The sequence below is a fragment of the Curtobacterium sp. P97 genome (genome assembly GCF_023712445.1).
Classification (GTDB): Bacteria; Actinomycetota; Actinomycetes; order Actinomycetales; family Microbacteriaceae; genus Curtobacterium.
This window is the reverse complement of record NZ_JAMAYF010000012.1, coordinates 13346-32697: the sequence shown is the minus strand read 5'-3', so window position 1 is coordinate 32697 and position 19352 is coordinate 13346. Positions and strand designations below refer to the sequence as shown.

Sequence of the window (19352 nt, the reverse complement as noted above, 5' to 3'; positions counted from 1 at the left end):
CTAACGAGACTGCGTTTTCCTACCTCGCCGTCTGCTCGTCGAGTACGTCGATTGCGGCTTGACCCCACCCCATCGGGTCGTCGCCGGGAGGCACGAGTGCGAGCGAGTACCAGAGCACGAGGACCGGCCACCACTGACGTTCCGCATCGGTGAGAGCTTGGACCGTTTGGTAGCCGTCCAGGAACTGCTGCCGAACGGAAGCTGAGACGGGCCCCCAGTCGCGGAAGAGCGTGCCGAGCATGACCGCCGAACGAGCGAGCTCGACGATTCGGTGATCGAGCCGGAGCTCCTCGAAGTCGAGAACGCCGACGACAGCGCTGCCGACGCACAGGATGTTTGCTGCGCGGTAGTCGCCCTGCACGATCTGTACAGACGGGAGGTTTGCCGACGCTTGTTTGAGCATCCGCCCGAGGACGTCCCGTGCGTCCGGGGACAGCGTCGACGGGTTGGAGGAGACCCAGCCTGCGATCTGCTCGGTGAGTGGTGCCGGTACGGACAGGAACTCGGATGGCGAGTTGCGCAAGGGGTGCTCGTGCAGCGCATCGTGCAGCCGTGCGAGCATCGCTCCCGCTGCACGAACCTGATCAGGGTCCTCGACATTGAGGTGGCTGCCCTCAATGACGCGTTGCAGTCCCATCGAGACACGATCGCTCGTCACCTGAACCTCATCCGCGAGGGTCGGTACCGGTGTCGACACGGGTAGTCCGAGTGCTCCGAGCGAAGCGGTGACCGTGGCGGCGAACGCGAGCCGATCGAACCGGTCAGGTGCGACCGACCACTTCAACAGGAGCCGTTCGTCGCCGGATCGCAACCATGCAAGTGCGTTGCTGTCGCTGATCACGACCCGCTCCGGGGACCCGACACGGAGACCCCAATGGCGCTCGACGGTCGAGGTGGCCCAATCGCCCACCGCCTCCGCATTGGCGAAGCCGAAACGGTCTCGGAGCACTTCAGTCGGGTCGTCCTGCGCCCACAACATCTCGATCGTCATTGATCCCCCTGCATCAAGAGCCAGGCATCGAGCCCGACACCCCACTCAATCTTGCCTTGTCTGACCCGCCTGCTTCCGAGTTCATGTCAGAGCCTCAGAACCCGAACGGCTATGGACGGCGCAAGGTTCGTATGAGCTGCGCTTCCAAATACTCTGATCGAATGAGTATTATGACGGCATGAGTAGCGGTGAGATGCGAGAGCCGACACTGCTGGTGCTGACGGCGCTGGCGGGGGGTCGGGCGCACGGGTACGCCCTGATCGCGGAAGCGGAGTCAATCTCGGACGGCCGGGTTCGGTTGAAGGTCGGCACGTTGTACGCGGTGCTCGGCCGTCTTCTCGATCAGGGGTTGGTGCAAGAAGCCGGAGAGGAAGTTGTCGATGGTCGCCTGCGGAAGTACTTCGAGATGACACCCGCGGGTGGAGACGCTCTCGAGAGCGAGGTGCGCCGACTCGAAGCGAACGCGAGCGCGGCGCGCCGGCGCATGCAGGGCTTCAAGACCGGGCACGTCACCGGTTCAGCGTTCATTGCTCGTGGAGGCATCGCATGACCAGCACGAACCTGGAAGAGCAGTACCGGGCAGCGGTGCGCTGGTACCCGCCGAAGTGGCGACGCCGATTCGGCGAGGCGATGGTCGGGGTCCTCCTCGACGTCGCGGACAATGAAGGCCGAACCGCCCCGGCCACCGGCGAGCTCGCCGACCTTCGTGGACGAGGGCTGGCGGAGTGGATCAACGTCGTGTGCCCGCAGGACGTGCGGGCACTCGTGGCGTCTATCTCGGTCGGAGCTGCCGCCGCGTTCACGCTGACGTACTTCTTCTTCGTCTCATGGCCGCAAGGCTTCGACAGGGGCACCATCCCCGACAACGTTCCACTCTTCGGGCCGTTCCTGAACGCCGCGCCACTGTTCATCGCGCCTGTGCTGCTCATGTTCGTCGCGGCCGTCGCCGGGTCGCGGGTACTTACCCATGCGATCGGGGTTGTGGCGTTGCTCGGAGTAGTCAGCGCAGCCCTGCTTCGCTCGGCAACTGGAAACTGGAACGGACCTGGCTCAACCACCGTCGTGTTCGTCGCGTTGCTGGTCATCTTCGCCTCCATCGGCGATCCACGCCGCAGACTCCCAAGCCTTGCCGCGTTCGGCTTCGTCGGGATTGCGTCGGCGCTCTTCGGTTTCCTGCGACTCCCCACTGCGCGTCCGTGGGAGACACAATTCGTCGGAGATGCCGGCTGGTGGAGCATCGCGCTCGCTCCCTGGGTGCTGGCATCAGCTGGAGGAATCGTCCTCGTCAGCGTCCTCGTCCTCCTTGCTCAGCGGCGGACGGTCCTGGCTGCGGCGATCGCCGTCGCCTGGCTCCCGTGGGCGGCCGCAGCGACTGTGACACTGAAAGTGTTCGCCGGCGAGGAAGCCGACTCGTTCGTGATGGCGATCGGCTCGGTCGCACTCTGCCTCTTCGCGTTGCAGCAAGTGCGCACGAGAATGATCCGGCGAGGCACAAGGGACGCGCCCACACGAGCTTGAAGCCACCGACCTCAGTAGACCGTCCGATGATCGATCGGCTATCGGGACGGTGTTCTCGTAGTGTGCGGGGATGCAGTGGCAGCAGGCGCTTCTCGATCAGCTCGGTGTCGCGAGCCCGGCCGTAGATGCGGTGCGGCCGTACGGTTCCGTGCCCACACCCTCGGAACTCGATCGGTGGAGCGACCTTGACGCTGAGGTCGATCTCTCCGCAGACGTCGAGGGCCGACTGCTCCTCGGAGCTGAACTATGGGCGTGGCAAAGCAGTCTCGATGACGATGTGCAGCGGGTTCGCGCGGTGCAGCGGGTTCGCGCGGTGCTGCGGGACGGTCGCCGCTGCGACTTGGCGGTGCGTGGCGCAATGCTCACGCTTCCGCCGCCGCCCGTCGACAACGCTGTGCGGTTCGACCTTGCCCTCGCGGCGGCACGCTTCGGTCGGGGTGCGAACGTCATCGGGCTGCACCTCACCCTCGGGGTGGTCCGTGAAGCCCTCGTTCACAGCATGGTCCTGGCGGATCGGCAGAGCGGCAGCGGGCATCACCGGTCGGGAACACCCACCGACGTCGTTGCCACGGAGGCGCTGGCGCTGTTGCCCACTGCCCCAACGCCAGATCTGACAGTGCGAGTGGCGAAGTTCTACAGCGAGCGTCGTGCACTGATCGAGTCGGACTACGAGCCCGATTGGAGCGGGCTGACAGCGATCGTCACACCATCGAGCTAGGTGCCCGCCGTCCAACAGTTCATCGGTCGGTGAGGCAGGTCGACTACGAACCGAATAGGCCGAGAGCCCCCGCAACGGCCACAGAGCAACCCGCAACCACCGCCACCACGCCCCCGATGATCGCGGCCAGTCGCTGATCCTTGTTCATCCCCATGCCCCGAGCTTAGAAGTGTCCGATAGCCGATGGGTGGCCGGGCCCCTCGGACCCGGCCACCGAAGTCACCGACTCAGCAGGGCCGTACGCGCGGACTCTACGAAAGCGTGCGGATCATCGACCCACGGGAAGTGTCCTGCCCCGTCCTGAACTCGGAGGGTCGCGTGCGGGAACAAGTCGACGAGCTGCTGCATGACCGGCAGCGGCAGGCCCACGTCGACGCCGCCGGCGATGACTGTCACTGGCGCGCGCAGCTCAGCAAGAGCTTCCCGCGTGGTCGGTGGATCGAATGCGCCGTCAGCCCCGAAGGCGGCGGCGGCACGCGGGTTCCTAGCGGTGTTCATTGCGGCCTCATACTGAGCCACACCGTCGTTCCACCGCCCGTATGTGAACGGGGCAATCGCGTTCCAGTCAGTGTCCGTGGCTTCGTCGGCTTGGATGCGGGCGAGCGCTGCGGCGGCCTCGGCATACCAGGACTCTCCGGCTCGTAGGCGCGCGACCGCGGAGCGGTCGGCGTCAGAGATGTTGAGTCCGACGGCACGTGTGCTCGGGGCGACGAGAACGAGGCGCTTCACGTGCTCGCCGTACCGCTCGGCGTACCGAGCGACGATGTTCGCGCCCGCCGAATGACCAAGGAGTGTGACGCGATCGAGCGCGAGATACTGTCGGAGGGCTTCGAGGTCTTGGACGATGAGGTCGCATCGGAGAGCAGCAGCATCGGTTACGACGCCAGGCAGAGCCCCGGGCAAGTTGAACAGGATGAGTTCGGCGTGCTGGCTCAACCCGCCGAGGTCCTCTAGGTAGTCGGCTGGTAGGAGCGGACCGCCGGGGATACAGATCACGGGTTCCCCGTGCCCGATGCGGGTGTAGGTGAGAGTGCCGACGCGCGGCGAAGTGAATGACTGCATGTGTGCGCTTTCGTGGCTCAGGCGCGCAGCAGTTGACTGAGGTCGCTGTCAGATGAGCGACGACGGAGCCTGATGCTGGCGCGTCCATTGGACTGTCGTAGTAACTGGACTCACCCCCTCAGGTCTTGTGATGCTCACCGTAGCAAGGGTGCATCCGCGTCCGATAGACGATCGGCCGCCGAGCCTGCCCACCACCCTTGCCTAGCGAAGGTGACCGGTGTCGTTGAAGGCCACCAGGGAAGGGCCTCGATCTGCGTCCCACCGGATCGCAGTTACTGCGCAGTTGTCATGATGCAGAGCCATCCAGCGCCAGGACGGTGCGTCGAGAACTTCCCGGACGAACCACCCGATCACGAAATTGTGAGTCACCACGAGGTCCGTAGAGCCCGCGTCGGACTCGATCGACAGCGACTCGAAGGCTTGCCGAAGCGCACGCGCGTCCTCATCTCGCTCGTCAGCAGGAACAGCGTCCAACCAAGCCAACCAGCGATGCGGGTATTCACGGCGACGATCCACTGACGGAACAGGGGTGCGGTCGCGCACGAGGTCAGAGAGGCGACGCTCGGCCGCGGGTAGATGTCGCGACACGATGCTTGCCGTCTCCGCTGCGCGAGTGAGGGGGCTCTCGTAGATACGACCGATATCAGCACCTGACAATCGCTGGCCGAGCAGTTCGGCCTGCTCGCGACCTCGCTGAGACAGCCCGCCGTCTGGCCGGGCGGGGTCCTGCTCACCATGCCGGGTGAGGTAGAGCAGCCGTTGACTCATGTCCGCACCGTAGCGTCACTCCATCGACAGAGCGATGGACTGGCCGTCTCGATAGCCGATCGGTCACTGAAACTGACTCTTGGGAGGATGACAGGGTGCGCACTTCTCCGTGGCCCGCTCAGAGCGGGGCCCTCCTCCTCCGCGATCCTCGGCCCGAGGATGCAGACCAGCTCGTCGCGCTGCGGAACGACCCAGTCGTCAACCGGTTCATGCTTCGCACCCACGTCGATCCTGACGCCTACGCGAGGGAGTGGGCCAGCATCCCCGACAGCGACACCGACTTCTCCTGCATCGCAGAGCTAGACGGCCAGCTCGCTGGCCTGGGCTTCCTCGACGTCATCGACGGCCTAGGACAACCCGATATGCCGCTGGCGACGCAAGGCGTCATCGGTTATATGCTGCAACCCGACCTCGCCGGACAGGGACTGGGAACAGTCCTGGCACGCGGCCTACTGACCGCAGCGTTCGACGTGCTCCGGCTCCGGCGCGTCACCGCGAGCTGTAACGCCGACAACATCGCCTCCGCCCGCGTCCTCGAAAAGAACGGCATGCGACGCGAGCAGCACGGCATCGAGGACTCCTGGCACGCCGACCTGGGCTGGGTCGACGGCTACCAGTACGCGATGCTCGACCGCGAGTGGGCCGCCGCTCGGACCGTCCGATAGCCGATCGGCTACTGAGACGGTCCTGACGTCGATCTTCCGTCTGTGAGCAGCTTCGCTCGGTGTCGTCGTTTTCGCGGCGATCGGTGGTCGGTCAGGTGGTACCGATGACGAGGGTGCTGCGCGCGGCTTCGACGACATCGTTGGTGATGACGTCGAGCATGCCGATGAGAATCATCGCGATGCCGGTGCGATCGTACTGGTCACGCAGCCACTCGATGGCGTTCCCGGTGAGGCGTTCGGACTCGTCGATAATGATCAGCTCGAGCAGGGACGGGTTAGGGGCGTGTGCGTGGTCGAAGTGCCGGAGTTCCGGCGCCGTCCGTCGGACGCCACGATCGGTCCGGGTGCCGTCGGCCAGGGCGACGTACCCGCCGGTGCGGTAGCGGGTGAGCCAGCGTTGCAGGGTGCGCTCGCTGACACCCGTACTGCGGGCGAGGGCAGCGAGCGGGATGGCGTCGTCGACGTGTAGTCGAAGGATCTGCCACCGCTCGCTCGCGTCCATGACTGGTTACATCGTCGGTGAGGGCTTCGGCCGCCTGGCGATGATCGGTTCGCTGTGGCGGGCGATGGCCCGGTAGATGGTGGTGCGGCTGACGCCGAGGACATTGCCGATCTGCGCGACGGTCATGTCCTGCTGTTCGTAGAGCCGGCGTGCGGTGCGCACCTGGTCCGCGGAGAGGCGAGATGGTCGGCCGCCGGTGCGGCCGCGGGCTCGGGCGGCGGCGAGGCCGGCATTGGTGCGTTCCCTGATGAGGTCCCGTTCGAACTCCGCCAGCGCGGCGAAGACGTGGAACACGAGCCGACCGCCGGGTGAGGTGGTGTCGATGGTCTCCTGGAGTGACCGGAACCCGATCCCGCGCTCGGCGAGTGCGTGCAGCTGGTCGATGAGGTGCCGGATGGATCGACCGAGGCGGTCGAGTCGCCAGACGACGAGGGTGTCGCCGGGGCGGAGCTGGTCGAGGAGCTTGTCGAGTTCAGGTCGGTGTTGGAGCGACCCGGACATGGTGTCGACGAACACTCGGTAGCAGCCGGCGGCGCCTAGCGCGTCGATCTGCAGCGATGCGTCCTGGTCGATGGTGGACACGCGCGCGTACCCGAGGAGGTGACCCATGCGAAAAAGGTAGCGAAACTCGACCAGCAGGGGTAGTAGCGGAACATAGATTCCGGGACTGGGTTCCGCTACAAGACACGCCGCTTCGTCGAGGTCGTCAATGTGTTAGCCGTTGGATGTGGCGGAATCGGAGGTTTGAGGGACGCCCTGGATAGAGACCGCGAGTACGTGTTGACCAGGCACTGGGGGTAGGCGACCAGGTCGTCCCGGCCGGAGCGGTCGCCTGCGGGCCGCAGCATCAGGTGGTGAGGGCGATCTGGGTCGCGCGCGCGATCACGTCGGGCGGGTCAGTGGCACCGGTGACGAATACCGTGATGACTGTTGACCAGTGGACACCGCTGAGTACCGCAACGGCCCCCGCGGTTGAGCTGTCTACGAGAACGGTCCCCGTGGCGGTCCACCCATCCGGCACCGATGTGCGAAAGGACCTGGCAGTCTCACTGTTCGCTGCTGTGAGGAGCGCTTCTCGGTACGCGCTGTTCAACTGCTCGTCGAGGAAATCGCCGAGGAGTGCAGTGTTGATGTCGCTGCAGGCCTGCCGGGCAGTTGTCGTACGCGTCGTTGTCACGCGGTCGCCCAGAGCAGCGAGACCAGCGGCAACGCTGCTGTCGCCACCGAGCCGTAGGATCTGTGCGTCAACGTCAGAGGGATCTTCCGCGACCGGTAGCGTCGTCCCGCTCGGGTCGTTCCTGGCAGCGATTGCGGGAAGAACCGAAGCGAGAAGAGCGTCTGCGGGTACTTCGATTTCGCCCTTGTAGGTCGAGACCGCACCAGTTGCGCCACTCATCACACAGGTACTGACGGTTGCGTGTTCGGCTTGCTCTAGTGCGAGCAACGCGCTCTCCGTGGTCGTTGTCGGACGGGCGCTCGATGATGGCGCGGTGAGGACCGGTGCTTCGTCAGCCGATGCAGCAGCACTCGGGTCCGCCGTCTTGCTCGGCTCAGCCGCGACGGTGGTCGATGCTCTGGCGCAACCGCTCAAGATCAGGGCCGACACGGCGATGGTCAGCACTTGGCTAATCATGCGGTGCAGTGGCCCGTGTGCGCAGACAGACATTTGAGTCACCGTATCGTTATTCCGTGCTTCGCCCTCTCCGACGATCCATCATCCGTCTGACCCCTCCTGCGGTGGTGGTGGCAATCGCCTTGGGCATGGCCCTCGCAGGCTGTTCCGCGTCTCCGGAACCCGCCGCCTCCCACACCACCCCGGTGGCCTCTCGGACGCCGCAGGCGATCACCGCGGCACAGTTCTCTCAGCGTTTGGCCGCCTACGAGCGGAAGCACGACATTCGTATCTGGGTCGATGCCATTGATACTGGTAACGACCACCACTTGGGCTTCCGCGCCACCGAAACGGTACCGATCGACATGCTCAGCTTTACCGCGAGCGTGCTCGTGCTTGCGAACGCCTCCGATGACCAACTCGCAGCGTCTCCGGCCGCGTCTGAAACCGGGGTCGAAACGGGGACCCCTGCGACGCTCCTGGATGCTGTCAGCGCCGCCCTACAGACCAATGCGCCGCAAGCGGAGCAGACGCTCGTCACCTGGCTCGGCGGAGATGATGCGTTCCGTCGCCGCGCGGGCGAGCTCCTCGAGCAGCAGGGTGCCGGGCCGTCAGCGCGGAGCTTCGCAGCCCTGCTCGACAACGCTGTATACGGCGAAACGCTTGCCCCGGACCGTCGCGGCACGTTACGGAACATCCTGCTCAACAGCCCGGAGTCCCCTGCGACCGCTGCGGGCACCGACGCGCCGTGGGAAGTAGCCGGGGTCAGCGACACAAGCCAAGCCGGCAGCCTCGCCGAGGTCAGCACCCTCGAAGTGCCCTACCGTGCCTCGGGAGACGCGGCCCCCGTCGTGCTCGCACTCGTCGTCACCGGCGCTCCCGACGTTGAGACTGCGAACCGAGCCGCCCAGGAAGTGTCTCGGCTCGTCACCCACGTCCTGCCGCCAACGCGTTGACTAACAGAGCGGGGGCTTCCCACGCTCCGAAGCTGGGCGTGAGCTAGCCCGGCCCCAACCGACATCCGGTCATCCGGTCATCCGGTCATCCGGTCATCCGGTCATCCGGTCATCCGGTCATCCGGTCATCCGGACTCGATCACGACACCGAATACGGCGAGAACGACGACGCGGAACAAAGCTGCTCACAGGCGGATCGCGCCGAACTTCCGCCCTCCGTCCGATGAACGATCGGTAAGTGAGACGTTGTGATGCCGCGGTGAGCGTCCTCCACACTGGTCTGGTGGTGAGCATCCGGCGGGCACGTGTTGATGACGCCGAAAGGGTCGGACTGTTTCAGACGCTGATGTGGGAGCAGACCTACCGTGGCATCGTCCCGGACTCTTTCTTAGACGCCCGGTCCCTCCGTCCGACGACGGATCGCTGGGCAGAGCGCATCGGCAGCGGCAGTCGACTCGTGTTCGTTGCAGAGTCGCCCGAGGAACAAGTCATTGGTGTCGCGAGCACGAGCCGCAGTTCCGGCGACTCGAGCAGATTGCCGACCCTGGAGCTCTCGACGATGTACGTAGATCAAGAGGCCCAGGGCACGGGGGTTGCCTCAAGCCTCCTGAATGCTGCGCTCAACGAAGAGGATGCTCACCTCCTCGTGTTCTCGTTCAACGAGCGCGCTCAACGCTTCTACGCCAAACACGGCTTCCAGCGCCGAGGAGATCGACAGATCGATTCAGGGACTGGGCTCTACGAAGAACGCTGGGTGCGAGAGACCAGGAGACTGTCTCGGTAAACGGTCGTGCGCTCGAAAGGGTGGCGCCCTGCCGCCGGCCCGGATGGGGATGGTCGTCCGGATACGCACGACTGCGGAGCCGCCCCTGGGGGCAGCTCCGCAGTCACGTTCAGACGGACTTGCTGACGGCGGTCTCCTTCATCCATGCGGTGATGTCGATCGGCTGCGTCGGGGGCAGGGTCAACGCATCAGGCCTGATCGGGAACCCCTGCACCGCGGCCACTACTCGCGCCCGACGACGATAGCGACGCTCACGCCGTTCTGACCAGCGACGCTCGCACGGCATGCGCCGATGTCATTCGTCGCCTTCTCGTTCGCGGCGGTGTTGGCCGGGAAGTAGATGCGGACCCAGTTCTCACCCTCGGGCGAGGAGGATGCGACATCGGTCCAACCTGCCTCTGCCATACACTCGATGAACGCGTGCTGGTACGGCACCGCGGTCTGCATGTCGTAGGGGATGTCCGACGGGCCGTTGACAACGAAGGCCGCACCGGTGAGCGCTCCGACGACGAGCGCCCCAGCGCCGACTCCGATCGAGAGACGACCGATCCGCCGCTTGCGCAGCGAGGAGAAGCTCCGTCGGCCGGCGATGCGGTCATCCAGGGCCCGTCGCCCGCGGTCGAGGGTCGCGGCGTCGGGCTCAGACATGACGGTTCCCGATCGAAGGAGTTGCAGTTCGTCCATTGGTTCGTTCCTGTTCCGGGGCTGCGCCCCTGCCTGTTGCGGTCCGGAGCTGCGCTCGCGCACGGTTGATGCGTGATCGGACCGTGCCCACGGGGATGTGCAGCGCCGCGGCGACGTCCTCGTAGCTCAGGTCCGCCGACGTGTGCAGCAGCAACGCGTCGCGGTCTCGTGGTGACAGTCGCGTGACCGCTCGCATCACCTCGGTGAGGGCCGCGGCGTGCGGCGCGACATCATCGACGCCGACCAATGCGAGCGCGTCGTCGTCGACGGACTCGCTCAGGTGCCGGTGCTCTTGTCGGCGGTGCTGCCGGATCGCCACGGTGGCGAACCCGAGCAGCCACGGCAGCGCGGACACGACGGACATGTCGAAGCGCTTCCGGCGCTCGAAGGCCGCGAGGAACGTGTTCGACAACACGTCCTCCGCACCCTCAGCCCCAACGCGGCTTGCCGCGTAGCGGTACACGGCGCGCGCGTGCCGGGCGTACAACTCCCCGAACGCGGGCGGTTGATCCAGCGACAGGCGGATCAGCTCACTATCTGTGCTCACACCCTGTATCCGCACCTAGCAGGAGAAAAGTTCACACCGTGATCCTCTCCCGACGGTCTTGGCCCCTCGAGGATCCGGCACCGTAGAGCGTCCGATAGGCGATCCATCACCGGACGTCGCTCAGCTCAAGGCCTCGATCGCGGCGCTCGGCGCGGGTTAAGTAGATCGCCATCCCAGCTCAGGTCGTCATCCTCGTGGACTTCGAAGGCCTCGTAACGGTCGTCCGCGAGGACGCTGTCGACGAGTGCGCGTGAGCCGGCGACGATCGTCGAGTCCCAGTCCTCCTCTGACGCGACCACCCAGGCGTGATCCTCGGGCCAGATTAGCGACGTGTATGGCCCCTCCTGGCCGTAGCGGCTGCATTCCCATCCCGGAACGGTGCGTTGCGCCCACGTCGGGTCCGCGAGCTCACGCAAACTCGAGCTGAACAACCACATGTCCCGACCGGGCCAGTGCATCTGCATGCGAGCTCGAGCGCGCCCGTTCCCGCTTCGCTCTGCCCAGGGCGGGTTGCCGGTGCCCTCCCACGCTCCAATGACCAAGTCATTCGGTGTTTGTGTCGCGACCAGTAGGTGCGAGGTCAGGGCTGCCAGGTCCTCCGGATCAAACCAGCCGTCGTTTGACTGATCGACCCGCCACCCATCAGGCCAATCCCTGGTCTGCTCTTCGTCAGTGATCCGCCACCACTGCACCAGGGGATGCATCACTCGGCTGTTGCGGCGCGCGACCTCGGCCCACCTCCAACGCGTGTTCTCAGCGTCGATGGCATTGCCCCACTCGTCGACCGTGGTCGGGTCAGTGCGGTGTGCGTCTACCGTGTGCAGCAGCCGCGCGTACGCCTCGAAGCCCTTGCCAGCGACACCACCGACGGTCGCCCATCGGCCGGCGCGCTCCACCAGCCACACACCGCGCGCGGCTTCGGTCAGGAGGATCACCCGGCCAGCATGACAGGGTAAACGCCGTCGCCTGCCCGGGACGCAGTCCCAGTTGACCATCGGCTACCGGACGCTCGGCGATGGAACCGATGCTTCGCTCTCGTCTCCGCCCTGAGCGCGTGATCCAGATCGCGACTCCCGCGTGAGTCGACACCTCGACGAGCGACGATCGCCCCAGCATCGAAGGCTGCTGGGGCGGTCGTCGCCTCACCGCGGTCCTGACCTCTGCCGCTTCCGTCGGGCGATCACGGCATCTCCAGCGATGAGGGTGAGTGCTGAGGCGGCTCCGATGATGGCGAGCAACCACCAGCTGATGTCGGTGAGGAAGCCGATCAAGCCGAGGACGACGATGGGAATCGGAATGAATTTCAGCAAGTTCATTGCACCTCAACTGCAGTTGCTTCGAGCAGTCTTCACGAAGGGTCGAGACTCGCCGCCGATCTTCGTCTGATAGCAGGAGTTGCCCGCGTACTTCTTGTTCGAGTAGATCTTCGCGATGCTGGATCTGAGGCTTCCAGCTGACCGTGATGGCGGGTCGGCTGGTCGGGGGTGTGGGGGCGAGTAGCACTGGAGTGCGGGGACATGCCCTCCCCCTCCGCAGAGTCCCGATAGCCGATCGTTCGCTGAGACAGCATCAGGACCGTCACTCGCGACCGGCCGCCGATCGCGCGACCCGCTCACAGCCGATGCGATGCCGTTGAGCGGTTGCCGAGCAGGGTCACTCCCAGTTCAGGGCGGTGATGACGCGCCGGGCGACGCAGTCCAATGATTCGGCGGACACGTCGATCGTGATGCTCGCCGCGTTCTCCTCGTCGAGAATCCCATCCAACTGCCCGCTCCGGGACAGGTGCCAATCTCGCTCTTCGCCGGGCTCGTGCCGTTCCAGGAGGCGCTCTCGAACGCGATGCAGGTCAACTCGGAGACGAACAAGAACGACCGGACAGCCGAGCGCCTCGCTGTACTGCTGAAGCGCTCCCGCACCCTCGACCACCCCGGCCACGACAAAGCGAGTCACGCCAGCGCGACGGTAGTTGTCCGCCACCGACCGAAGGTTGGCAGCTTCAAGAGCGGTGTTGAACGGGTCATCGGGCGGGGCTGGCCAGCATCGCCGGAGCTCGTCAAGGTCAATGACGGCGTGCGGCACCTGCGAAGCGCGCAGGCGCTGACCGACCGCGTAGGCCGTGGAGGTCTTCCCGGACCCGACGGTGCCAGTGATGAGCACGCACGTCGCCAGCTTCGACATGATCGCCACCCTAAAGTACGGACCGGGCAACGAGGCGGCTGCTGGCAGGGGGCCACTACGAACGTGGGTGACCAGAATGTTCCGGTAGCCGATGGGCTACCGGACGTCGTCGTCGGAGGCGCCACTACCGCGCGGACTCCTGGGCGATCAGCCGTCCCAGCGCTTCTGGACGACTCCACATCGGCCAGTGCCCGGTCGGGAGATCGACGACGTCGACTCGCTCGAGCTTCGCGATCGGCGCGAACATCGGATGCCCGGCGCGGGCAAGCTCGAGGACCTGCGCGCTCGGGAAGGAACAACACACCAGCGTGGTCGGCACACGCGTACTTCCCTGATCGTGCAACACGACCGGATCGCGCAGGACGGAGGCGGGCTGCGACACGGCCTGCATGCGGAACTGCTCGAGGTCCGTGTCGCTCAGACCGTCGATGCTGGCCTGGGCGGAGAGTTGGCCGAAGGGCGGCAGCGGCAGCTCGACGACGTCCTCCGGGAGATCGGGCGCGGACGCGACCCCGGATGCCATCGGGCCCGAGTCGACCCAGATGACGCGGCGGACGAGGTCCGGGTGTCGGTCGAGGAAGACGCTCACCGGAGCGTTCGCGCCGCTGTGCGCGACGATCACTGCTTGCTCGTCCCTGGAGATCCCGAGACGCTCGCTGAGGCGTTCGACGGCCGCGACCTGATCGGCGAGGGTCCTCGTCAAGCGGTCGTGGTCCCCGCGATCCAGTCCCGGCAGGGTCAGCGGCACGGCCTGCCACTGCGCAGCGTCCAAGGCCTCGATGACCGCATCCCACGCCCGAGCGCCGAGCCAGTGCCCGGCGATGAGGATGATCGGTGTCCTGTGAGGGGAGTTCGTCGTCATGGGACCACTGTGGGGGTGTGTATGGACAGCTGTGTGTCACCATCTCCGTCATGATCTTGCGACTGCTCCGGTGAAGCGCGTCGAGCGTCTGCACGCGTTGTCGGAGATGCTGCAGCGTGGCGGTACCCGTGGGTACAGCGCGGATCGACTGGCCCGCGAGTTCGCCGTGTCGACCCGGACGATCAAACGCGACCTCGCCGCGCTGTCGAGCAGCGGCGCAGCGGTCTGGTCCCGACCCGGACCCGGCGGGGGGTACGGGCTGGCCGCAGGATCGACCCTGCCGCCGGTGACGTTGTCGTCGACGCAGGCATCAGCCCTGCTGGCAGCCGTTGCCGCTGCACCGGATGCTCCGTACGCGGATCAAGCAGCAGCTGGCGTGCAGAAGATCCTCGACGTCCTCGACCCGGTCACCCGTGGCCGAGCGGTCGAACTGGCAGGCCGCGTCTGGGTCAACACCGTCCAGGCCCCCTCTCGTGCCGTGCGATCGGCACTCGAGGAGGCCATGACGGCGCAGCGGGTGGTCCGACTCCGGTACAGGTCCGCAGCCGACGAGATCACCGACCGGGACGTCGAACCCATGCTGTTCGCCTCCACCAACGGACAGTGGTACCTCATCGCCTGGTGCCGGCTCAGGGGCGCGATCCGCTGGTTCGCGATCACGCGCGTGGACCGCGCGAGCGTCACAGGTCAGCCGTGCACTGCCCATTCACTGGAGGAGATCGGTGTGCCTCCACAGCAGGCTCGACCCGCGCACGGACGCGAGTGGGGGGTGGGCAGCAGGAACTGACCCGCTCGGCGCTGTCCGCCGCCCCCACGCGTCGAGGCGGCGGTCGTCGAGCCGGTCCGCCCTGCCGGATGATGGGTCCGTGAACCGCACCGACCGCCTCTACGGCATCGTGGAGGAGCTCCGGGCCGCCGCACCCCGGCCGCGGAGCGCACGCCGTCTCGCGGAGCGGTTCGAGGTGTCCGTGCGGACCGTCGAGCGGGACCTGGCGGCGCTGCAGCAGTCGGGTCTGCCGATCTGGGCCGAGCCCGGCCGCACCGGCGGGTACGTCATCGACGCCTCGGCGACGCTCGGCCCCGCCGGCTTCACGCCGGACGAGGCCCTCGCGGTGCTGATCGGCCTCGGCGCCCTCGGCAACAGCCCGTTCCGGCAGGCCGCCCGGACCGCGGCACGCAAGGTGCTCGCGGTCATGCCGGACCGCGACGCGGCTCGCGCCGGTGCCGCTGCGTCCCGGGTGCACTTCCTGGAGGCCGACGAGGACCCCGTCACGCCGGTCGCCTTCGCGGAGGCGCTGGGTGCGGACCGGGTGGTGCGCCTGCGGTACCGGGCTGCGGACGGCGCGGAGTCGATCCGGGACGTCGAACCGCTGGGATCGATCGAGAAGGACGGGCAGTGGTACCTGGTCGCGTGGTGCCGACTGCGTGACGGCGTCCGTGCGTTCCGCGCCGACCGGATGGTGGCGATCGAGGTCACCGACGAACGACCACCGAGGCGCGTGCTCCGGACCGAGGACCTGGGCGTCGAGTACGGGCGACTGCGCCCGGTCGTCGACTGACCGCGTCCGCGCTCTCACGACGGGATCCCGCGGACACGGACGGGATCCCGCGAACACCGACAGGACGGTGTCGCGACCCCCGGTGAGGCTGGGCGCCGACCACGTCAGCACCAGCACCACCGGAGGACCCCTTGTCGTTCGCATCCATCCGCATCGTCACCGACGACCTCGACGGTCTCGTCGCCTTCTACGAGCGGGTCACCGGCCGGCGCGCCGAACGCCCCGCACCCGTCTTCGCGCAGTTCACCGGCCCCGGCGCGGCCCTCGCGATCGCCGGTACCGCCACCGTCGCGATGCTCGGCGGGGCCCTGACGCCCGCCACGAACCGGTCGGTGTTCATCGAGTTCGCGGTGGCCGACGTCGACGGCGCCTTCGCGGAGCTCCGGCTCGGACCGGAGGACGTCGTCCTCGAGCCGACCACGATGCCCTGGGGCAACCGCTCGGCGTTGGTCCGTGATCCCGACGGCAACGTCGTCAACCTGTTCAGCAGGCCGGTGCCCGACCGCGCCCGGTGACCACGAGGTCGGGCCGCGCCCCTCCCGGTGGACCGGCTACTGCGCCGGTCCGAGCAGTGCCCGTGCGGCTGCCGCTGCCGCCCGGGCCCACGGTCGGGACGGGTCGGCCTGCGCACTGGCCATGGCGCCGTCGTAGAGCAGGCAGAGCTGGAGCGCGGTGCCGTCGACGTCCGCGGAACCGGCTTCTGCCAGGAGGCCGCTGAACAGTCCGCGCACCCAGTCGCGGTGCTCGAGCGTCACCTCGTGCGTGGGGTGTCCGGCGCCGTACTCGGCCTCGACGTTGATGAACGGGCACCCGCGGTAACCGGGCTCGTCGAACCACTCGCCGAGCAGCGCGAACACGGCGACGATCCGCTCCTGCGGTGTCGCGCCGCGCTGCGGGAGCTCGGTCGCGACGTGGTCCTGCCAGGCGGTGCTCCGGCCGCGCAGGTAGCCGAGCACGAGGTCGTCCTTCGTGCGGAAGTGCGTGTAGAGGCTCGCCTTCGAGATGTCCGCTGCTGCCGCGACCTGGTCGACCCCGACGGCGTGGATGCCCTGCTCGTAGAACAGCCGGTCGGCGGTCACGACGGCGCGTTCGTACGCGGGACGGCGGCGTGTCTTGGTGGGCTCGGCCATGGTTTGACTTTACTGCACCGATCTGTACAGTTACCAGCACCACAAACCAAACAGATCTGTTCAGTTAGGACTGTCCCATGAGCACCACCGCCCTCATCACCGGTTCCACCAGCGGCATCGGCCGCGCGACCGCCGAGCTCCTCGCCTCGCGCGGCGTGCACGTCGTCGTGTCCGGCCGCAGCGCCGAGCGCGGCGAGGAGGTCGTCCGCGGCATCCGCGCGGCCGGCGGTACCGCAGACTTCGTGCGCGCCGAGCTCGGCGACGCGGAGAGCGCCAGGGCCCTCGCCGCTGCGGCGCTGCGCATCGGTGACGGTCGGGTCGACGTGCTCGTGAACAGCGCGGGCATCTTCCCGTTCGGCCCGACCGCCGACACCACGCCCGAGGGGTTCGACGAGGTCTACGACCTCAACGTCAAGGCGCCGTACTTCCTCGTCGCAGCGCTCGCGCCGGGCATGGCGGAGCGTGGCACGGGCGCGATCGTCAACGTGACCACGATGGTCGCCGAGTTCGGCGCCGCCGGCATGGGCCTGTACGGCTCGACCAAGGCGGCGCTGGTCCTGTTGACGAAGTCGTGGGCGGCCGAGTTCGGTCCCTCCGGCGTCCGCGTGAACGCGGTCAGCCCCGGACCGACCCGTACCGAGGGCACCGCGGCCATGGGTGAGGCACTCGACCAGTTGGCCGCGGCCGGTCCGGCGGGTCGCCCGGGCTCCGCGCAGGAGGTCGCCGAGGCGATCGCGTTCCTCGCGGCCGACGCGGCGTCCTTCGTGCACGGCGCGGTCCTGCCCGTCGACGGCGGCCGCATCGCCGTCTGACCCACCCGTCCACGGACGCGCGACGGCCCCGCTGCGTCCGGGAGGGACGTGGCGGGGCCGCGGGAGGAACCTCCCGTCCGTCAGGTGGGCACCTGACGGACGGGAGGGACCGGGTCAGGAACGGGCGCGTCGACGACGCAGCGTGCGTGCGCCGATCAGGCCGGCACCGGCGACGAGCAGACCGAGTGCCCACGCGATCGGCGAGGTCTCGTCGGCGCCGGTGTAGGCGAGCCGGCCGTGGCCCTTCGGCGCCGACGCGGTGCCGTGCTGCACCGCAGCGGGTGTCGTGGTGCCGCCCGGGACGGCCGCGACCGGCGTCGGCGTCACCTGCACGTCGAACGCGGTGCTGAAGTCGGACGCGCTGACCGTCAGGCGGTGCACCGAGGCGTGCGGGAAGGTGACCCCGACGAAGCCCGAGTCACCGAGCAGGGAGTCCTGTTCCACGACGTCGGACGCGACGTTCGAGCGGACGTCGATGGTGGTCACGCCGAGGTCGTCCTCCTCGTCCTCGACCGCGTTGCCGAACTCGTCGACCAGGGTGCCGGACAGCAGCAGCGTGCCGCCCTGCGGGACGGTCGGGGTGCCGCCGGGGACCTCGTCGATGAACTCCGACCCGCCGAAGGGCGTCTGCTCCCAGTCGGTGTGCTCGGTGACGACCGACCCGTCGGCCTTGATGATCCAGGACCGGAGCGAGCCGGACTTCTTCGTCGCCTCGTCGTCGAACCAGCCGACCGGGAAGCCGGCCTTCGCGTAGTCGATGAAGTCGGCGCGGTCGACCGCGGTCGCCTCGAGCCCGACCGGTGCGGCGGCCTGCACGTCGAGCTCGACGGTCTGCGTCACGGTCTCGGTCCCGCTCGTCGCGGTGACGGCGAAGTCCCAGTACGAGGCATCGACGGTCGTCCCGCTGAGCACGCCGGTCGCCGGGTCGAACGAGATCCCCTCGGGCAGCTGGTCGGCCGGGGTCCAGCCGTCCGCGTCCTCGCCGTCCTCGGAGTTGTAGTAGTCGAGGGCCAGCACGGGCTTCGGTGAGCCGATCGCGCGGAAGGTGTACGAGAACGCCTCGCCCGCGGTCGCGGTGAGGGTCAGGTCGCCCTCGGTCGTGATGCCGTCGGTGACCGGCTCGCCGTCCTCGTCGACGAAGACCGGGGCCTGCGTGATCGGGTCGGTCTGGGCCGACTCGGACTCGACGGCGATCCCGCCCTGCGTGTTCGTGACGGCGACCATGACGACCTTGCCGGCGTCGGTGGGCTTCACCACGTAGCTCTGGCCCTGGCTGACGGACGTGCCGTCGACGGTCCACGAGTAGCTGAGGTTCGTCGGGGCGGTGAAGCCCGAGGGCTCGGCAGTGAGCTTCGACCCGACCGCGGCGACGCCGTCGATCGTCACGGTGCCGGCGGCCGCGGGGCGGTCGGCGGTCGTCGAGGAGCCGGTCGGCTCGTCGCCCTCGGACGGGGTCGGCGCGTCGGTGGCGGGGGTCTCGGTGGCGGGGGCGTCGGTCGTCGGAGCAGCCGTCGACGGTGCGTCGGTGGCGGGGGCGTCCGAGGTCGGGGTCCCCGTCGCGGGTGCCTCCGTGCTCGGCGTGTCGGTACTCGGGCTGTCGGTGCTCGGGGCGATCGTCGACGTGGTCCCGCCGTCCGCGACGGCGGTGCTCGTCGTCGGCTCGACGGCGGAGGCCGACGTCGCGGTCATGATGCCGAGGCCGGTCGTGAGGCCGACGAGGGCGATGGTCGTGCCGACGGCGCAGGCGCGTCGGGCGGTGGAGGTGCTACGGCGCACGGGTTCCCCCAGGGGTCAGGTGACAGAACGGGAATCTGTCGGTTCGCGCAGAGTAGGAGGATCCTGGGCGCGCGGCTGGTCCCCCGCCCGAGGGGCAGACGGGAAAGTCCCGGTCAGCACCGGTCGTTCCACCGTGGGCTGAACGGGAGCTCAGGCAAGATCCGCCGCGCGGATGACCCGGGTGGCCGGGTGGCGACGCGCGAACCGGCGCACCCGCACACCTCGGGA

At 67.7% G+C, this 19352-nt stretch carries 23 protein-coding genes and 2 pseudogenes; 10 read left to right on the top strand and 15 right to left on the bottom strand.

Features of this window, described 5'->3' with window-relative positions:
* Positions 1–19: 19 nt before the first annotated feature.
* Positions 20–991, bottom strand: a complete 972-nt coding sequence (locus M3677_RS13335) for a phosphotransferase (protein WP_251160792.1) — start codon at positions 989–991, stop codon at positions 20–22.
* A 178-nt stretch (positions 992–1169) separates the two neighbouring features.
* Between M3677_RS13335 and M3677_RS13330 the strand changes: the two genes are divergently transcribed.
* The 3 genes from M3677_RS13330 (at position 1170) to M3677_RS13320 (ending at position 3227) form a co-directional block, all read left to right on the top strand.
* Positions 1170–1541 carry a PadR family transcriptional regulator gene (locus M3677_RS13330; protein WP_251160791.1) on the top strand — a complete coding sequence of 124 codons (372 nt, stop codon included), beginning with the start codon at positions 1170–1172 and terminating at the stop codon, positions 1539–1541.
* On the top strand, positions 1538–2509 hold the full coding sequence (locus tag M3677_RS13325; RefSeq protein ID WP_251160790.1) for a hypothetical protein: 972 nt from the start codon (positions 1538–1540) through the stop codon (positions 2507–2509). Before M3677_RS13330 ends, M3677_RS13325 begins: the two co-directional genes overlap by 4 nt.
* 70 nt (positions 2510–2579) lie before the next feature.
* Positions 2580–3227 (top strand): hypothetical protein, encoded by a 648-nt coding sequence (locus M3677_RS13320; protein ID WP_251160789.1) that lies wholly within the window; start codon positions 2580–2582, stop codon positions 3225–3227.
* A gap of 219 nt (positions 3228–3446) precedes the next feature.
* Here the strand turns inward: M3677_RS13320 and M3677_RS13315 are convergent, their stop codons facing one another.
* Entirely contained in the window at positions 3447–4289 is an 843-nt protein-coding gene (locus M3677_RS13315; protein ID WP_251160788.1) for an alpha/beta fold hydrolase, read from the bottom strand.
* A gap of 201 nt (positions 4290–4490) precedes the next feature.
* A complete protein-coding gene (locus M3677_RS13310; RefSeq protein ID WP_251160787.1) occupies positions 4491–5057 on the bottom strand; it encodes a histidine phosphatase family protein in 567 nt (188 codons plus the stop codon).
* Positions 5058–5152: 95 nt separating this feature from the next.
* Between M3677_RS13310 and M3677_RS13305 the strand changes: the two genes are divergently transcribed.
* Complete coding sequence (locus tag M3677_RS13305) at positions 5153–5722, top strand: GNAT family N-acetyltransferase (protein WP_251160786.1); 570 nt, start codon at positions 5153–5155, stop codon at positions 5720–5722.
* Between the two features lie 91 nt (positions 5723–5813).
* On the opposite strand, the pseudogene M3677_RS13300 reads toward M3677_RS13305, so the two are convergent.
* From M3677_RS13300 to M3677_RS13285, 4 genes and pseudogenes are all read right to left on the bottom strand, one after another.
* Positions 5814–5993 (bottom strand): annotated as a pseudogene (locus M3677_RS13300) (AAA family ATPase); the annotation flags it as partial.
* Between the two features lie 39 nt (positions 5994–6032).
* Positions 6033–6224, bottom strand: a pseudogene (locus M3677_RS13295) (helix-turn-helix domain-containing protein); the annotation flags it as partial.
* 6 nt (positions 6225–6230) lie between these two features.
* Positions 6231–6833: a recombinase family protein gene (locus M3677_RS13290; RefSeq protein ID WP_251160785.1), complete on the bottom strand. Its 603-nt coding sequence runs from the start codon at positions 6831–6833 to the stop codon at positions 6231–6233.
* A 238-nt stretch (positions 6834–7071) separates the two neighbouring features.
* A complete protein-coding gene (locus M3677_RS13285) occupies positions 7072–7845 on the bottom strand; it encodes a hypothetical protein (protein ID WP_251160784.1) in 774 nt (257 codons plus the stop codon).
* A gap of 68 nt (positions 7846–7913) precedes the next feature.
* On the opposite strand from M3677_RS13285, the gene M3677_RS13280 reads away from it, so the two are divergent.
* On the top strand, positions 7914–8792 hold the full coding sequence (locus M3677_RS13280) for a hypothetical protein (protein WP_251160783.1): 879 nt from the start codon (positions 7914–7916) through the stop codon (positions 8790–8792).
* A 259-nt stretch (positions 8793–9051) separates the two neighbouring features.
* On the top strand, positions 9052–9576 hold the full coding sequence (locus M3677_RS13275) for a GNAT family N-acetyltransferase (RefSeq protein WP_251160782.1): 525 nt from the start codon (positions 9052–9054) through the stop codon (positions 9574–9576).
* Between the two features lie 222 nt (positions 9577–9798).
* Here M3677_RS13275 and M3677_RS13270 read toward each other — a convergent pair whose 3' ends face one another.
* From M3677_RS13270 to M3677_RS13245, 6 genes are all read right to left on the bottom strand, one after another.
* Complete coding sequence (locus M3677_RS13270) at positions 9799–10224, bottom strand: hypothetical protein (protein WP_251160781.1); 426 nt, start codon at positions 10222–10224, stop codon at positions 9799–9801.
* Positions 10217–10807: an RNA polymerase sigma factor gene (locus M3677_RS13265; RefSeq protein ID WP_251160780.1), complete on the bottom strand. Its 591-nt coding sequence runs from the start codon at positions 10805–10807 to the stop codon at positions 10217–10219. The genes M3677_RS13270 and M3677_RS13265 overlap by 8 nt, the downstream gene beginning before the upstream one ends.
* 125 nt (positions 10808–10932) lie before the next feature.
* Positions 10933–11742, bottom strand: coding sequence for a hypothetical protein (locus M3677_RS13260; protein WP_251160779.1), 810 nt, complete (start codon positions 11740–11742; stop codon positions 10933–10935).
* A gap of 207 nt (positions 11743–11949) precedes the next feature.
* Entirely contained in the window at positions 11950–12123 is a 174-nt protein-coding gene (locus tag M3677_RS13255) for a hypothetical protein (RefSeq protein ID WP_251160778.1), read from the bottom strand.
* 337 nt (positions 12124–12460) lie between these two features.
* Complete coding sequence (locus M3677_RS13250; RefSeq protein WP_251160777.1) at positions 12461–12985, bottom strand: adenylyl-sulfate kinase; 525 nt, start codon at positions 12983–12985, stop codon at positions 12461–12463.
* Positions 12986–13109: 124 nt separating this feature from the next.
* Positions 13110–13847 (bottom strand): alpha/beta fold hydrolase, encoded by a 738-nt coding sequence (locus M3677_RS13245; protein WP_251160776.1) that lies wholly within the window; start codon positions 13845–13847, stop codon positions 13110–13112.
* A 70-nt stretch (positions 13848–13917) separates the two neighbouring features.
* Between M3677_RS13245 and M3677_RS13240 the strand changes: the two genes are divergently transcribed.
* The 3 genes from M3677_RS13240 to M3677_RS13230 all read left to right on the top strand — a co-directional run bounded on the left by M3677_RS13240 (position 13918) and on the right by M3677_RS13230 (position 15921).
* Positions 13918–14634: a YafY family protein gene (locus M3677_RS13240; RefSeq protein ID WP_251160775.1), complete on the top strand. Its 717-nt coding sequence runs from the start codon at positions 13918–13920 to the stop codon at positions 14632–14634.
* A gap of 79 nt (positions 14635–14713) precedes the next feature.
* Positions 14714–15406, top strand: coding sequence for a YafY family protein (locus M3677_RS13235; protein WP_251160774.1), 693 nt, complete (start codon positions 14714–14716; stop codon positions 15404–15406).
* 131 nt (positions 15407–15537) lie between these two features.
* Positions 15538–15921, top strand: a complete 384-nt coding sequence (locus M3677_RS13230; protein WP_251160773.1) for a VOC family protein — start codon at positions 15538–15540, stop codon at positions 15919–15921.
* 36 nt (positions 15922–15957) lie between these two features.
* On the opposite strand, the gene M3677_RS13225 is transcribed toward M3677_RS13230, so the two are convergent.
* On the bottom strand, positions 15958–16536 hold the full coding sequence (locus tag M3677_RS13225; RefSeq protein ID WP_251160772.1) for a TetR/AcrR family transcriptional regulator: 579 nt from the start codon (positions 16534–16536) through the stop codon (positions 15958–15960).
* A 77-nt stretch (positions 16537–16613) separates the two neighbouring features.
* Between M3677_RS13225 and M3677_RS13220 the strand changes: the two genes are divergently transcribed.
* Positions 16614–17348: an SDR family NAD(P)-dependent oxidoreductase gene (locus M3677_RS13220; RefSeq protein WP_144411401.1), complete on the top strand. Its 735-nt coding sequence runs from the start codon at positions 16614–16616 to the stop codon at positions 17346–17348.
* 114 nt (positions 17349–17462) lie between these two features.
* Here M3677_RS13220 and M3677_RS13215 read toward each other — a convergent pair whose 3' ends face one another.
* Positions 17463–19124, bottom strand: a complete 1662-nt coding sequence (locus M3677_RS13215; protein ID WP_251160771.1) for a putative Ig domain-containing protein — start codon at positions 19122–19124, stop codon at positions 17463–17465.
* Positions 19125–19352 lie beyond the last annotated feature (228 nt).